Annotated in this window: 14 protein-coding genes; 4 read left to right on the top strand and 10 right to left on the bottom strand. The window is 42.5% G+C overall.

The genetic code is table 11. The annotated features are described in order from the left end of the window. On the bottom strand, positions 1-819 hold the full coding sequence (gene proC, locus Q7674_RS09120) for a pyrroline-5-carboxylate reductase (protein ID WP_045064319.1): 819 nt from the start codon (positions 817-819) through the stop codon (positions 1-3). Positions 820-905: 86 nt separating this feature from the next. Beyond that, entirely contained in the window at positions 906-1616 is a 711-nt protein-coding gene (locus tag Q7674_RS09125; RefSeq protein WP_305423590.1) for a YggS family pyridoxal phosphate-dependent enzyme, read from the bottom strand. Between the two features lie 22 nt (positions 1617-1638). Between Q7674_RS09125 and Q7674_RS09130 the strand changes: the two genes are divergently transcribed. Beyond that, a complete protein-coding gene (locus Q7674_RS09130) occupies positions 1639-2676 on the top strand; it encodes a type IV pilus twitching motility protein PilT (RefSeq protein WP_008987964.1) in 1038 nt (345 codons plus the stop codon). Positions 2677-2710: 34 nt separating this feature from the next. After that, complete coding sequence (locus Q7674_RS09135; RefSeq protein ID WP_305423592.1) at positions 2711-3814, top strand: PilT/PilU family type 4a pilus ATPase; 1104 nt, start codon at positions 2711-2713, stop codon at positions 3812-3814. A 349-nt stretch (positions 3815-4163) separates the two neighbouring features. Here the strand turns inward: Q7674_RS09135 and ruvX are convergent, their stop codons facing one another. The 8 genes from ruvX to Q7674_RS09175 form a co-directional block, all read right to left on the bottom strand. After that, positions 4164-4592: a Holliday junction resolvase RuvX gene (gene ruvX, locus Q7674_RS09140; RefSeq protein ID WP_023933568.1), complete on the bottom strand. Its 429-nt coding sequence runs from the start codon at positions 4590-4592 to the stop codon at positions 4164-4166. Beyond that, entirely contained in the window at positions 4589-5152 is a 564-nt protein-coding gene (locus Q7674_RS09145) for a YqgE/AlgH family protein (RefSeq protein WP_305423594.1), read from the bottom strand. The genes ruvX and Q7674_RS09145 overlap by 4 nt, the downstream gene beginning before the upstream one ends. A 123-nt stretch (positions 5153-5275) precedes the next feature. Next, a complete protein-coding gene (gshB, locus tag Q7674_RS09150) occupies positions 5276-6226 on the bottom strand; it encodes a glutathione synthase (protein WP_305423596.1) in 951 nt (316 codons plus the stop codon). 18 nt (positions 6227-6244) lie between these two features. After that, entirely contained in the window at positions 6245-6976 is a 732-nt protein-coding gene (rsmE, locus tag Q7674_RS09155; protein WP_045064323.1) for a 16S rRNA (uracil(1498)-N(3))-methyltransferase, read from the bottom strand. Positions 6977-7123: 147 nt separating this feature from the next. Continuing rightward, on the bottom strand, positions 7124-7897 hold the full coding sequence (locus Q7674_RS09160) for an endonuclease (protein ID WP_008987969.1): 774 nt from the start codon (positions 7895-7897) through the stop codon (positions 7124-7126). 127 nt (positions 7898-8024) lie between these two features. Then, positions 8025-8510 (bottom strand): SprT family zinc-dependent metalloprotease, encoded by a 486-nt coding sequence (locus tag Q7674_RS09165; RefSeq protein ID WP_045064326.1) that lies wholly within the window; start codon positions 8508-8510, stop codon positions 8025-8027. A 154-nt stretch (positions 8511-8664) separates the two neighbouring features. Then, on the bottom strand, positions 8665-9819 hold the full coding sequence (metK, locus tag Q7674_RS09170; RefSeq protein WP_305423598.1) for a methionine adenosyltransferase: 1155 nt from the start codon (positions 9817-9819) through the stop codon (positions 8665-8667). A gap of 683 nt (positions 9820-10502) precedes the next feature. Beyond that, positions 10503-11462, bottom strand: coding sequence for a DUF2333 family protein (locus Q7674_RS09175; protein ID WP_045064327.1), 960 nt, complete (start codon positions 11460-11462; stop codon positions 10503-10505). Between the two features lie 347 nt (positions 11463-11809). Between Q7674_RS09175 and epd the strand changes: the two genes are divergently transcribed. Next, entirely contained in the window at positions 11810-12856 is a 1047-nt protein-coding gene (gene epd, locus Q7674_RS09180; RefSeq protein ID WP_045064329.1) for an erythrose-4-phosphate dehydrogenase, read from the top strand. Positions 12857-12952: 96 nt separating this feature from the next. Further along, positions 12953-14116: a phosphoglycerate kinase gene (locus Q7674_RS09185; protein WP_045064331.1), complete on the top strand. Its 1164-nt coding sequence runs from the start codon at positions 12953-12955 to the stop codon at positions 14114-14116. Positions 14117-14251 lie beyond the last annotated feature (135 nt).

Raw genomic sequence — 14251 nt, forward strand, 5'->3', positions numbered from 1 at the left:
TTAAAACAATTGTTCCATTTCTTTTGCGCGAGATACTGCAGCTTGCATTGCTTTAGCAACAATATCTGACAATTGGTGTTGATTGAATGTGTTGATAGCTTCTGCTGTTGTACCACCTTTTGAGGTGACTTGCTCACGTAATGTTGAAAGTGATGTTTCTGGATTTGCTTTCACCATTTCCGCGGCACCCAGAGCAGTTTGCTGGATCAGCAAACGGGCGGTATCTTGGTTAAAACCTTGCTTGATGGCTTCTTGTTGCATTGCTTCCATGAATAAGAAGAAATAAGCAGGAGCACTACCTGCAGCGGCGATAATGCCATTAATGCCTGATTCTTCTTCTACCCAGCAAATTTCACCCACGGCTTGTAGTAATTGGGTCGCAAACTCACGATCAGCCTGTGCCAACTGTGGTTTAGCGTATAAACCGCTCATCCCTTTACCAATCAAAGACGGGGTATTTGGCATCACTCGTACTAATTCAACATCTTGCCCTAACATTTCACAAAGACGCTGACAGTTAATTCCTGCTGCAATCGAGATCACCAGCTTGCCATCAAAGTTAATGTCTTGAAGTGGCAGACAGACTTCTTCCATTAATTGAGGTTTAACCGCAAGCACGACAACATCTGCTTCTTTTGCTGCATTAAGATTATCGCTGGTGGTATGAATACCAAAATCACGCGCTAAAGGTTCACGGCGCGCATCACTTGGCGCTGTGGCTGTGATTTTTTTCGCGTCGTAACCACTGGCGACAAGACCTGCGATGATCGAGCGCGCCATATTTCCTGCCCCAATAAAGGCGATTGAGCGTTGTTCCATGTCAAATCCTTATAAATAGGTACAAACTTAATGTTTTTTACCTTAATTGAGCTGTCATTTAAATGAACAGTACGAGTGTTTTTTTATTATGCTTTTTGGCTGTAATCGCGCGCACCAAAAATAGCAGTACCAATGCGAACGATGGTGCTACTGACTGCAATCGCCGCTTCCATGTCATCACTCATACCCATTGATAGCGTATCAACTTGTGGGTATGTGGTTTTTAACTGCTCGAGTGCATCGGATAGCGTTTTAAATGTTGCAAATTGGCTATCAAAATCTGTTGCTGGTTGAGGGATAGACATCAAGCCACGCAATTCAATATTTGGCATCGCTGCAATTTCTGCCGCTAGTGCAGGTAGCTCTGCCAGTGACACGCCCGATTTGGTCTCTTCATCATTACTGTTAACTTGTAACAATACTTGTAATGGTGCCATATTAGCAGGGCGTTGATCGCTTAAACGTTTAGCTGTTTTCACTCGATCAATCGAATGTACCCAATCAAAGTGCTCAGCAACTAGGCGCGTTTTATTTGATTGAATTGGGCCAATAAAATGCCATACAAGCAAGTTTTTAGCACTATGGGTTGAAAAGTGATTTACCTTATCAACACCTTCCTGTACATAGTTTTCGCCAAATGCATACTGGCCTGCGGCGATGGCTTCTTCGATCGCCTCGACTGGCTTGGTTTTACTTACCGCCAATAATTGCACGGAATCTGCAGCCCTGCCGCATTTTTCAGTTGCTAAGGTGATCTGATGGATGACCTCTGCAATATTTTGTTTGATACTAGTCATAATTGATTCTTGGGGAAAATTTATGGATATCACCGAACTACTGGATTTTAGTGTAAAGCATAACGCATCGGATCTACATCTTTCTGCAGGTGTTCCTCCCATGATCCGTGTCGATGGCGATGTGAGAAAATTAAGCATGCCAGCGTTAGATCATAGTGAAGTGCATCGCTTAGTGTTTGACATTATGAACGATGCCCAACGTCGTGAGTATGAAGAAAACTTAGAAGTCGATTTTTCATTTGAAATTCCCGACATTGGTCGCTTCAGGGTTAATGCTTTCCACCAATCTCGTGGTTGCTCTGCTGTATTACGTACGATCCCAATCCATATTCCGACATTGGAATCGTTAAATGTGCCTGACGTGTTCTACGACATTGCTCAACTTAAGCGTGGCTTAGTGCTGGTAACGGGGGCAACAGGTTCAGGTAAATCGACCACAATTGCTGCCTTGGTTGATTATATCAATAGCAACTATAACCGTCATATTTTGACTATCGAAGATCCGATCGAATTTGTGCACCAAAGCAAGCGTTGTTTGATCAACCAGCGTGAAGTGCACCGTGATACGTTAGGTTTCCAGAATGCATTACGCTCGGCACTGCGTGAAGATCCAGACGTTATTTTGGTTGGTGAATTACGTGATCAAGAAACCATTAGCTTAGCGCTCACCGCAGCAGAAACTGGTCACTTAGTATTGGGTACGCTACACACCAGCTCGGCGGCGAAAACAGTCGACCGTATTATTGACGTATTCCCAGGTGCAGATAAATCGATGGTGCGCTCAATGTTGTCTGAATCACTGCGTGCGGTAATTTCTCAAAGCCTATTAAAGCGTGTCGAAGGTGGTCGTGTTGCATCTCATGAAATCATGATGGCAACCCCTGCGATCCGAAATTTGATCCGTGAAGATAAGATCGCGCAAATGTACTCGATGATCCAAACCGGTTCAGCAATGGGCATGCAGACGATGGAGCAAAGCGTCAAGATGCTGGTGGCGCAAGGTTTAGTGGAAGCCGAAGAAGGGCGTCGTATTGTTGATAGTAGTCAGCGAGGCTTCTAATTGCGTTAGACAGCTGCAATAGGTAGGAAAAATAATGAATTTAGATTACATCTTAGCGCAGATGGTTGAGCGTAAAGCATCGGATTTATATATCACGGTCGGCTCGCCTTGTTTGCTTAAAGTCGATGGTAACTTACACAACTTAGGTGAGTTATTAGATCGTGAAGCTGTCGATGCCTTGTTTGATGAAGCGATGGATGATGAGCAGCGCAAGGTATTTGTCACCAGTCGTGAGGCAAATTTTGCGATCGTGCGTAACGGTTGTCGTTTTCGTTTAAGTGCATTTTGGCAACGTGAATTACCGGGTGTGGTGATCCGTCGAATTGAAACCAAGATCCCGAATATTCATGATCTTCACCTACCTATTGATATGGAGCGTTTAGCGCTATCTAAACGTGGTTTAGTGCTGGTGGTGGGGGCTACGGGCTCAGGTAAATCGACGTCGATGGCTGCAATGACGGGCTATCGAAACCAAAACCGTAGTCGCTATATTCTAACGGTAGAAGATCCGATTGAATTTATTCACGAACATAACAAATGCATCATTACTCAACGTGAAGTGGGACTTGATACTGAAAGTTATGAAGTCGCACTGAAAAACTCACTGCGCCAAGCACCAGACATGATTTTGATCGGTGAGATCCGTACCCGTGAAACCATGGAATACGCAATGACCTTTGCTGAAACAGGTCACTTGTGTATGGCAACGCTACACGCCAACAATGCTAACCAAGCCCTTGAGCGTATTTTGCATTTAGTACCTAAAGAGCGTCGAGATCAGTTCTTATTTGATCTGTCATTGAATCTCAAATGTATCTTAGCGCAGCAATTGATCCCTGATGCGAATGGTATTGGTCGTCATGGTGTGTATGAGCTATTACTCAATACACCACGTGTTGCTGATTTGATCCGTCGTGGTGAGCTACATGAAATTAAAGATGTCATGGCGAAATCAAACCAAGCGGGCATGGTGACATTTGACCAATCACTTTATGCCTTGTTCCGTGACGGTAAGATCACAGAGCAAGATGCACTGCACCATGCTGACTCACCAAATGATCTGCGTTTGATGATTAAAATGGGCGATCCAAACAATAAAACGGCGAGCTCGTTATCCGGCGTTAAATTAGATTTGTAATAAGCCTATAATGATCACTTTGCTTTAGTCATATGATAGGTCAATAGCTGTATTAAAAACGATCAAGTGTTAACTACTTGAATCATAGCTATTAATACTTTGAATGATGAAAAGTGATCAGCTTGTGGAGCTTTTGAGTTCAAATGGTTCAAAAGCTGTACAAGCTGTACAGGCGAGAAACAATAAGGGATAGCGCGATGATCGAATGCTCTGTAGATGATCTTGCTAACCTTTATGATGATCAATCTAGAAAAAGCTGTACAAGGATTAAACGCATTATCTAAAAAGCGGTAATAAAAAAGACAAGCGCAATGCTTGTCTTTTTCGTTAATAGAAGGGGATATTGCGATTAACCGTATTGGCGCTCAAACCAGCTTTCTAAAATCACAACGGCAGATTGTGAATCAATATTGCCTTTACTGAGTGAGCGATAACCGCCACGCTCAAACAGTTCTGCCCGTGCTTCTACGGTGCTTAAGCGTTCATCGTGTAATTCAACTTGGCAACCAAACCTACCATGCACGCGGTTAGCAAATTTCTTCGCTCGTGGTGTGATGGTTTCTAGCTCTTTACCTTCCAAATCTAAAGGTAAGCCTACAACCACTAAATCCGGTTGCCACTCTTTTAAAAGCTTTTCAATGTTATCCCAGTTGGGTACACCATCATTGGCTTTAATCGCAGCAAGTGGGGTTGCTGTACCTGTAAGTTCTTGTCCGATCGCCACACCAATACTTTTGGTGCCGTAATCAAAGCCTAAAACTGTGCGTGATTGACTCATGCGTGACCTATATCTAAAGAAAGATTTGCTAAGTTAAAGCCTAATTTTTCAATGGCTTTATGCCAGCGTTCACCCACTGGTGTGGAAAAAATAATGTTGTCATCAGCTTCAATAGTAAGCCAATTATTATCAACTAACTCTTGCTCTAATTGACCCGCATCCCAGCCAGCATAACCTAGCGCAACAATAAATTGTTCTGGTGCCAGTGTCGTACCTAGCTCAGATAAAATATCGAGTGAAGTCGTGACGGCCAGTTCACTGTTTACAGGTAGGCTTGAGCTGTATTGCCCTTTGGTGGTGTGGAGTACAAAACCACGATCTTCAGATACTGGGCCGCCATTAAGTACTGGAGACTCTAGGCTGACAGGATCGGCGATCGGGAGTGTTCTATCGACTTCAATTTGCTCCAGCATATTAGCGATGGAGATATCGATAGGGTGATTGATAATGATCCCCATAGCACCTTCATCATTATGCTCACAAAGATAAATAACACTTTGCTTAAATTGAGGATCTTGCATAGTGGGCATGGACACTAAAAAGTGGTTGGTTAGATTCATGTACAACACCAGAATTTAGTACAAACCAGCAAGGGATAATACGTTGCTGATAAGCAAAAAAGCAGCGACATGGCCGCTGCATTCTTGTTTTGAGTATGGCTGATGATTGTCGGTAAAGCGATATTACTTCGCGTTTACTCGGCGCTCGATCGCATCCATTAATTTGCCTGTAATTGAAATATCAAACGCAGCTTCAATTTCACGAATACAGGTAGGGCTGGTTACGTTGATTTCAGTAAGCTTATCGCCAATGACATCAAGGCCAACGAAAATCAGACCTTTTTCTTTTAGTACGGGTGCAACTGTTTCTGCGATCTTACGATCTGTTTCGCTAATAGGGCGAGCTTCACCACGACCACTAGCAGCTAGGTTACCGCGAGTTTCACCTTTGGCAGGAATACGTGCTAAGCAGTAAGGCATTGGTTCGCCATCTACCACTAAAATTCGTTTATCACCATTACTAATATCAGGCACGAAGGTTTGTGCCATACAGTAGTTTTGACCCATGTTAGTTAGGGTTTCGATGATCACTGAAACGTTAGGATCGCCTTTCATTACGCGGAAAATTGAAGAGCCGCCCATGCCATCTAGTGGCTTTAAGATCACATCACCGTGCTCTTGGTGGAACGCTTTTAGTTTCTCTGCGCGACGCGTCACGATAGTGGTTGGCGTTAGCTCTGGGAACCATGCAGTGAATAGTTTTTCATTACAGTCACGTAAGCTTTGTGGCTTATTAACGATCAGCGCACCGTTATCTTCTGCACGCTCAAGGATGTAAGTCGCGTAGATGTACTCAGTATCAAACGGAGGATCTTTACGCATTAGCACAGCATCAAGATCTGATAATTCAATCTCTTGTTCGCTGTGGAAATCAAACCAGTGTTCAGGATCTTGTTGTACTGTTACCACACGAGTACGAGCAATTGCTTTGCCTTGCTCTAACGAAAGATCATTCATTTCCATGTAATGAATTTCCCAACCACGATGTTGAGCTTCTAACATCATGGCAAAGCTTGAATCTTTCTTGATATTGATAGACTCGATAGGGTCCATCACGATACCCAGTTTGATCATTGTGTTCTCCTAATCTAATTAGCCTAAATCACCAAAACGTACTTGTAGTGCGGTGATGGCTGTCATTGCTGTGGTTTCAGTACGAAGTACACGAGGGCCCAGCAAAATTTCATCAAATTTATATTTTTCCGTCATGCCGATTTCTTCAGCTGATAAACCGCCTTCAGGACCAATCAGTAAACGTACATTAGTCACAGGTGTAGGCAGGGTATTAATGGAATATTTAGCGCGAGGATGTAAGTTAAGCTTTAATCCATCATATTCCTCAGCACACCATTGTTCCAGTTTCATCACTGGGCGAATGGTTGGCACAACGTTACGACCACATTGCTCACAGGCAGCAATGGCGATCTTTTGCCATTGGTCGAGTTTCTTTTCAAAACGCTCTGCATTTAATTTAACGCCACAACGTTCAGAAATCAGTGGGGTAATGGTGCTTACACCTAATTCCACTGATTTTTGAATGGTGAATTCCATTTTATCACCACGTGAAATCACCTGACCTAAATGGATATTCAGTGGTGACTCAACGCTATGCTCCACACGAGATTGAATTTCAACTTCAACGCTTTTTTTGCTGGCGTTAGTGATCACAGCAGGAAACTCTGCATCACTGCCATCGAACATCAGAAGTTCTTGACCTGCTTGCATACGCATAACGCGGCCAACGTGGTTAGCAGCATCGTCACTGAGCATTACCTTGCCTTGAGAAGGTAAAGATTCTGGATGATAAATACGTGGAATTCTCATAATGCGGTCATCTATGCAATAAAAAAAGAGTAATGACGAATCTTAACATGGATGCTCTGTTCGCCAATTATTCGAGGTGAAATAAAACGCGTTATTTACACATAACGCGTTTTTGAACGTTAAAGTGCGCTTAAGTAAAAGATGTTGTTATGAACAACGGCTCGCAAGAATAGGGTTAACGTTACCTTGGATTTTTTCAATCTTAGCAGCACGTTGACATTCCCATTTGGTCACTGGGTATTGCTTATCCCAAGCATCCATTAATCGGCGTTGTTGTTTACTCATCTTGTATTTAGGGTAGACCGCTTCAAAGTACATATAAGTACGGGCAATCACACCGCGCGCGCGCTCTGGTGGTTGAGCATCATGATCTTTTTTATCGATGATCATGTCGCAGCTACCGAAAGAACGGTAATTTTTACTGCTGGTACTCGGTAGCATAACGAAGTTGTAGTTCTGACGCGCCGCGTTTACAGCACCGACTGCTGGATATAAGTTGTAAAGATCGGATTGCATAAAGCGATATTCTTTATTCGCTTTTTCGGCACATTTACGACCTTTAAATGCTTTCCCTTTGCTATCGACACAAACGGCTGCACCTTCACGCCATTCACTAAATGCGCGACCAAAGTTTTCCGCAGGCACGACGTGCTCCGCTTCCCAACGTTTAACACGCTTTTTATAGACTTCAGTGCTAAACCCTGAAGGTAACGTTACATATTTTTGATTGTTAAAATCAGCACCACAATAAATGGTCTTCATATCTTGGGGCGCAATATAGATCTCTTTCTGCATAATTTTTTTTGCTTTGCTGAAAGAGTCGTTGCTGTTGTTGCCTAAAGGATTGGCATGATAAGGGGTTGCCTGCGCGACAGCAGGAAATAACAGCGCAATGGCTAAACTGGTAAATACACGCTTCATCAGAGTGCTCAATAGAAAAGTATCGTATCACTAGCTTACTGATATTTTTCTCTTTGAGAAGTGTGTCGCAAATATTTGTAACTATCTTATTATTATTTAGCAGAAGGTTTAGAAATAAATAGCTGCTTTATTGAGGCGAATAAACTAAGACTTCACGACATCGACGACAGTGATAGGTGGCTTGACCACGCAAAATACGGTTATGGCGACGGATGGTTAATGGGTATTCGCTACAGCTACACTTATAAAGATAAGTATCACCAGTAACAGAGCTGACATCAAAGCTATGAGTGGTTCTAGGTGCAACTTGAAACACTTCTCGCATGATCAATTGCCATTCTCTGCCGTGCGGTTTTACTCGTCCAAACAGTTTAAACACAATTAAATGTGCCACTTCATGTGGAACTACCTCATTGAGAAAAGCATCGGTGTTTTCTTTTAATAAAATAGGATTAAAGCGTACTTCCCAGCTTTGTAGTCGTGCACTACCAGCAATTTTTCCACGTTGGGTGAAAGTGACGGTTGGCATTTTTAACCGTTTATTAAGGCGCTGATTCGCGGTTTTAATAGCATGCTCGACACGCTCGATAACTTGTTGTTGCAGTGAATTCATTGTTATTCGTTCTTTACTATATTGAGCTGCACTATACACCGAACAAAAAGGACTGGCGAGAGTCGAAAATTCTGGCGTTTTACCTTAAGAGCGTCAGAACACAGGCAATAAAAAAGGACGCTTGAGCGTCCTTTTTTGTGCAGTATTAAGTGTATTACTTAATGTTTGCGAAATCGCGAAGTGCAGCCACTTTGTCTGTTTTTTCCCAAGGGAATTCTTCACGACCAAAGTGACCGTAAGCTGCTGTCTTCTTATAGATAGGCTGTAGAAGATCTAGCATTTCTTGTAGGCCGTATGGACGTAGGTCGAAGTGCTGACGTACTGCTTCAATGATGATCTCATGTGCTACTTTTTCAGTACCAAATGTTTCCACCATGATAGATGTTGGATCGGCAACACCGATAGCGTAAGAAAGTTGGATTTCACAACGATCAGCCATGCCTGCTGCAACGATGTTTTTCGCTACATAGCGTGCTGCGTATGCTGCAGAGCGGTCAACTTTTGATGGATCTTTACCAGAGAAAGCACCACCACCGTGACGTGCTGCACCGCCGTAGGTATCAACGATGATCTTACGACCTGTTAGACCACAGTCACCCATTGGACCACCGATAACGAAACGACCGGTTGGGTTAATGAAGAATTTTGTCTCTTTGTTTAACCACTCAGCAGGAAGTACCAGCTTGATGATCTCTTCCATTACCGCTTCACGTAGATCTGGCGTTGAGATTGAATCGCTGTGCTGAGTTGAAAGTACAACTGCATCAATACCCACGATCTTACCTTGATCATAAGCGAACGTTACCTGAGATTTTGCATCAGGGCGTAACCAAGGTAGTGTGCCGTTCTTACGAACTTCCGCTTGGCGTTGAACTAAACGGTGAGAGTAAGTGATTGGCGCAGGCATGAATACTTCAGTTTCGTTAGTTGCGTAACCGAACATAATACCTTGGTCACCAGCACCTTGCTCTTTAGGATCTGTTTTATCAACACCTTGGTTGATATCTGGAGACTGTTTACCGATGGTATTCATTACTGCACAAGAGTTAGCATCAAAGCCCATATCTGAATGAACGTAGCCAATTTCACGCACTGTTTCACGCGTTAGCTCTTCAATGTCTACCCAAGCTGACGTTGTGATCTCACCACCAACCATTACCATGCAGGTCTTTACGTAAGTTTCACAAGCTACGCGCGCTTTAGGATCTTGTTCAATAATTGCATCCAATACTGCATCTGAAATCTGATCTGCAATTTTATCTGGATGACCTTCTGATACCGACTCAGAAGTGAATAAATGTTTTGCCATCGGTAGTCTCACTTATCTTTGAATTTAGTCGCACGGTCGCGTTTATAACGCAGTTATATAGCTGTATGTACGTTTACATGTATAGAGCTACTTCCGTCTAGACGTCTATAATACATTTCATACAGATTAAATCAACAATACGGATACTAAGGTTTTCTTTTATCCAAGGTATTTCAAAAAATAGATATAAACTTTGTGTTTTCTTTTTTATTTAACTCATTGAAAAATAATGGTTATAAATAACATTGCCATTTTTAAATGATTAGATTTATATATTGGTGATTCAATAATTGTGACTATATATACCCAAGCGACTTCAATATGCCTGATTCAGAGCGAAGTCACTGAGTTGAATTCAAGGAAGACAACGAAGCGGAATAGCGAGCTCTTTCCAAGTTGTTTGACGCAAGAAGTCGGCTCAGTGACACGCTCCCAAAGGGCGAGCGTCCTTAGCTCTCAGACTTTGTTAACGATTCTCAATGTAGAACCACTATATCTTCGAATCGTTGCCGCGCCTGAGAACTAATGTCGTCTCGCTGAACACGGCATCTTGAGGTTGCTTGGGTATAAAGTTTTTTATAAGAAAATAACGGTAAACAGACACTATATATCTTATGACAAGCAATATGACGATACGAACACTTGTAATACAAAGGCCGTCAAAGCCTTTGTATTACTTAAGGTTATCTTTTCTCTAATAAATTAATGAGATCAACTGTACCTGCTTGAGCACGTGAAACGTAATTTGCCATGATCAAAGAGTGGTTGGGTAATAAGCCAAATCCCATGCCATTTAAAATCATTGGGCTCCATACCGTTTCTTGAGTTGCTTCTAGCTCACGAATGATTTGATTAATCATGACCGTCGCTTTTTCCTCTTCTAGCAATGGCTCAAAGTCATGCTTCATTGCTTTCATTAGCAGTAATATCGCCCAAGTAGAACCTCGTGACTCATAAAAAACATTATCAATCTTAAGCCAGCTCGTTTTCGGTGTGTCGAGTGAAACTTCACCGTTATCTTTATTTGTGTCCATGAGCAATTGTGGTTCACCTACAGATGAGCCTAGATCTTGTGAAATTGTACCTAAACGTTTTTGTACCACTTCTAGCCAAGCTACTAAGTTGTCATCGCGAGCATAGAACTGAGCAGGGTGTTTCGACGACGATAAACGATCTCTATACCGAGTCAGTGACTCTATTGCATTTTGGTACTCAGACTCAGCACTCGGGAAATTCCAGCTGTGACTGTTGATGTTCAATGCTGGTTGCGCTTGTTGTAAATCAGAATCGACATGGCTTTCGTTTTGTGGACGGCTGAGATTGTCTTTTAAAGTGAGAGCCATATCTCTCACTTGATTTAACACACCCATTTCCCAAGCAGGCATGTTATCCATCAGCAAACTTGGCGGCAGTTTGTCATTAGTTAAAAATCCACCTTGCTTATTAATAAGTAATTCAGAAATGTGGATCAGGGTAGTCGTTGTTTCGTAACCTGTGGTCAACGGTTGTTGGCTTTCTTTTGCTTGTTCTGCTGCGTAACTGTCAGGATTAAACGTGTCAGGTTCAAAAGACCAATAGACGGACAGTAAATAGAATGCCGTGACGAGGGCGCATCCACCGACAATGACTTTTACTTTAGACATAGGCACCTCTTATTTATCGTGATTTATATTTCATTTACTCATTAGAAACAGGCGAAGAACTAGGAGCGGATGAATATAAATTGTACAGGTGACCCGTGGTTTGAAATTTATAGAAAAAGACGAGTGATCAGTAAATAGCGACTTTTTCCTTCAAAAAATTGCGTCGAATAGTGTGATAAAAGTAATGTTTTGGGGGACGTAATAGGCTGTAATTGGCGGTTTTTTTGAGTTTATCTAGTTGATTATATTGATTTTAAATGGTGCTTGGTGAGAGAAGTCACAATTATGGTGATTCTCTATCTAGCTTGGTATACACTAATACCGCTTAGTATTTTTGTAGCACGGATATGACACTAAAAGTCGCAATAAATGGATTCGGTCGCATTGGTCGCAGTGTGCTTCGCGCATTGTACGAAAGCGACAAATATCATCACATTAACGTCGTGGCAGTTAACGAGTTAGCTGAGCCAGAAGCAATGGCGCACTTACTTCAGTTCGATTCTAGCCATGGACGTTTCCGCAATCCTGTCAGTCATGACCAGGAGCACCTTTTTATTGCTCACGAAAATGGGCATCAAGATCAAATCCGTATTCTCCATCAACCCGATCTAAAATTACTGCCTTGGCACGACCTTGACGTTGATATTGTTTTAGATTGTACCGGTAAATATGGTTCTCGTGATGACGGTTTGGCGCATATCGCGTCAGGCGCTAAAAAAGTGTTATTTTCCCATCCTGCTAGCAAAGATATCGACTGCACTGTTATTTATGGTGTCAATCACCAGCAATTAACATCCCAACACCGCATTGTCTCCAACGGCTCTTGTACAACTAACTGTATCGTTCCTATTATCAAAGTGCTTGATGACAACTTTGGTATTGAATCTGGAACCATCACGACGATTCATTCCGCGATGAATGATCAACAAGTGATTGACGCCTATCACTCCGATTTACGCCGAACTCGCGCTGCAAGCCAGTCTATTATTCCTGTAGATACCAAACTACATCTTGGAATCGGTCGTATATTTCCGAAGTTTTCTGACAAATTTGAGGCCATTTCTGTGAGGGTGCCCACAATTAATGTCACTGCTATGGATTTGAGTGTCACAGTTAAAACAAATGTGAAAGTTAATGACATAAATCAATCATTAAAAAATGCGTCTCGTTGTACATTAAGTGGTATTGTGGATTACACAGAAGCACCTTTAGTATCAATCGACTTCAATCATGACCCCCATAGTGCGATTGTCGATGGTAGCCAAACAAGGGTAAGCAACCAGCATTTAATTAAGTTGTTGGTGTGGTGTGATAATGAATGGGGCTTTGCTAATCGCATGTTGGATACAGCGTTAGCAATGCATGCAACCGAAAACACGGATGCTGAAAAGTAAAATAGTAAGAATTACTGGGTTTGGCGTTGAACATTGACAACGCCGGGCTGTCAATTTTATGAACTTTTATTTTTAATAATGTTGAGAGGACAAAACATGTCTGTAATCAAGATGACTGATCTGGACCTAGCTGGTAAGCGTGTATTTATTCGTGCTGACCTAAACGTGCCAGTAAAAGATGGTAAAGTAACTTCTGATGCACGTATCATTGCATCTCTTCCTACAATTAAGCGTTGCCTAGAAGCTGGCGCTAAAGTAATGGTTACTTCTCACCTAGGTCGTCCAACGGAAGGCGAATACGCAGAAGAATTCTCTCTACAGCCTGTAGTTAACTACTTAAACGACGCACTAGACTGCGACGTTAAACTAGCGAAAGATTACCTAGACGGTCTTGAGCTAAACGCTGGTGAGCTTGTTGTTCTTGAAAACGTACGTTTCAACAAGGGCGAGAAGAAAAACGAAGACGAACTATCTAAGAAATACGCTGCACTTTGTGACGTATTCGTAATGGATGCATTCGGTACGGCTCACCGTGCACAAGCATCGACTTACGGTGTAGGTATGTTTGCACCAGTAGCATGTGCTGGTCCTCTACTTGCTGGTGAGCTTGAAGCACTAGGCAAAGCAATGGACAACCCAGCTCGCCCAATGGTTGCTATCGTTGGTGGTTCTAAAGTATCTACTAAGCTAACTGTTCTTGAGTCACTATCTAAGATTGCTGACCAAATCGTTGTTGGTGGTGGTATTGCTAACACATTCATCGCTGCTGAAGGTAACGATGTAGGTAAGTCTCTATACGAAGCAGACCTAATCCCAACAGCTAAAGAGCTAATGGCAGGCACTAACATTCCAGTAGCAACTGATGTTGTATGTGCGAAAGAGTTCTCTGAGTCAGCTGAAGCAACAATCAAATCTGCATCAGACATCGCTGCAGACGACATGGTACTAGATATCGGTCCTGATTCAGCTCAAGCACTTGCTGACATCATCATGAACGCAAAAACAATCCTTTGGAACGGCCCTGTAGGCGTTTTCGAAATCGAGCAATTCGGTAAAGGTACTGAAGTTGTTGCGAACGCAATCGCAGAATCTGCAGGCTTCTCTGTAGCTGGTGGTGGTGACACACTAGCGGCTATCGACAAGTACGGCATTAAAGATAAAGTATCTTACATCTCTACTGGCGGCGGTGCGTTCCTTGAGTTCGTTGAAGGCAAGAAACTTCCTGCAGTTGAAATGCTAGAGACGCGCGCTAAAGCATAATTTATTTCGCGTGGAAGTCTGATTTATTCTGAAATATAGCCATTCTTCCACGTTTAAATGTTTGTGATAGCACGATTGTTTAAGTAAAATACGTAGCTATCGCAAACGTTTGCATAAGAATTTTTTTCACAGACA

Origin of the sequence: Photobacterium leiognathi, assembly GCF_030685535.1 — a bacterium.
Lineage (GTDB): Bacteria > Pseudomonadota > Gammaproteobacteria > Enterobacterales > Vibrionaceae > Photobacterium > Photobacterium leiognathi.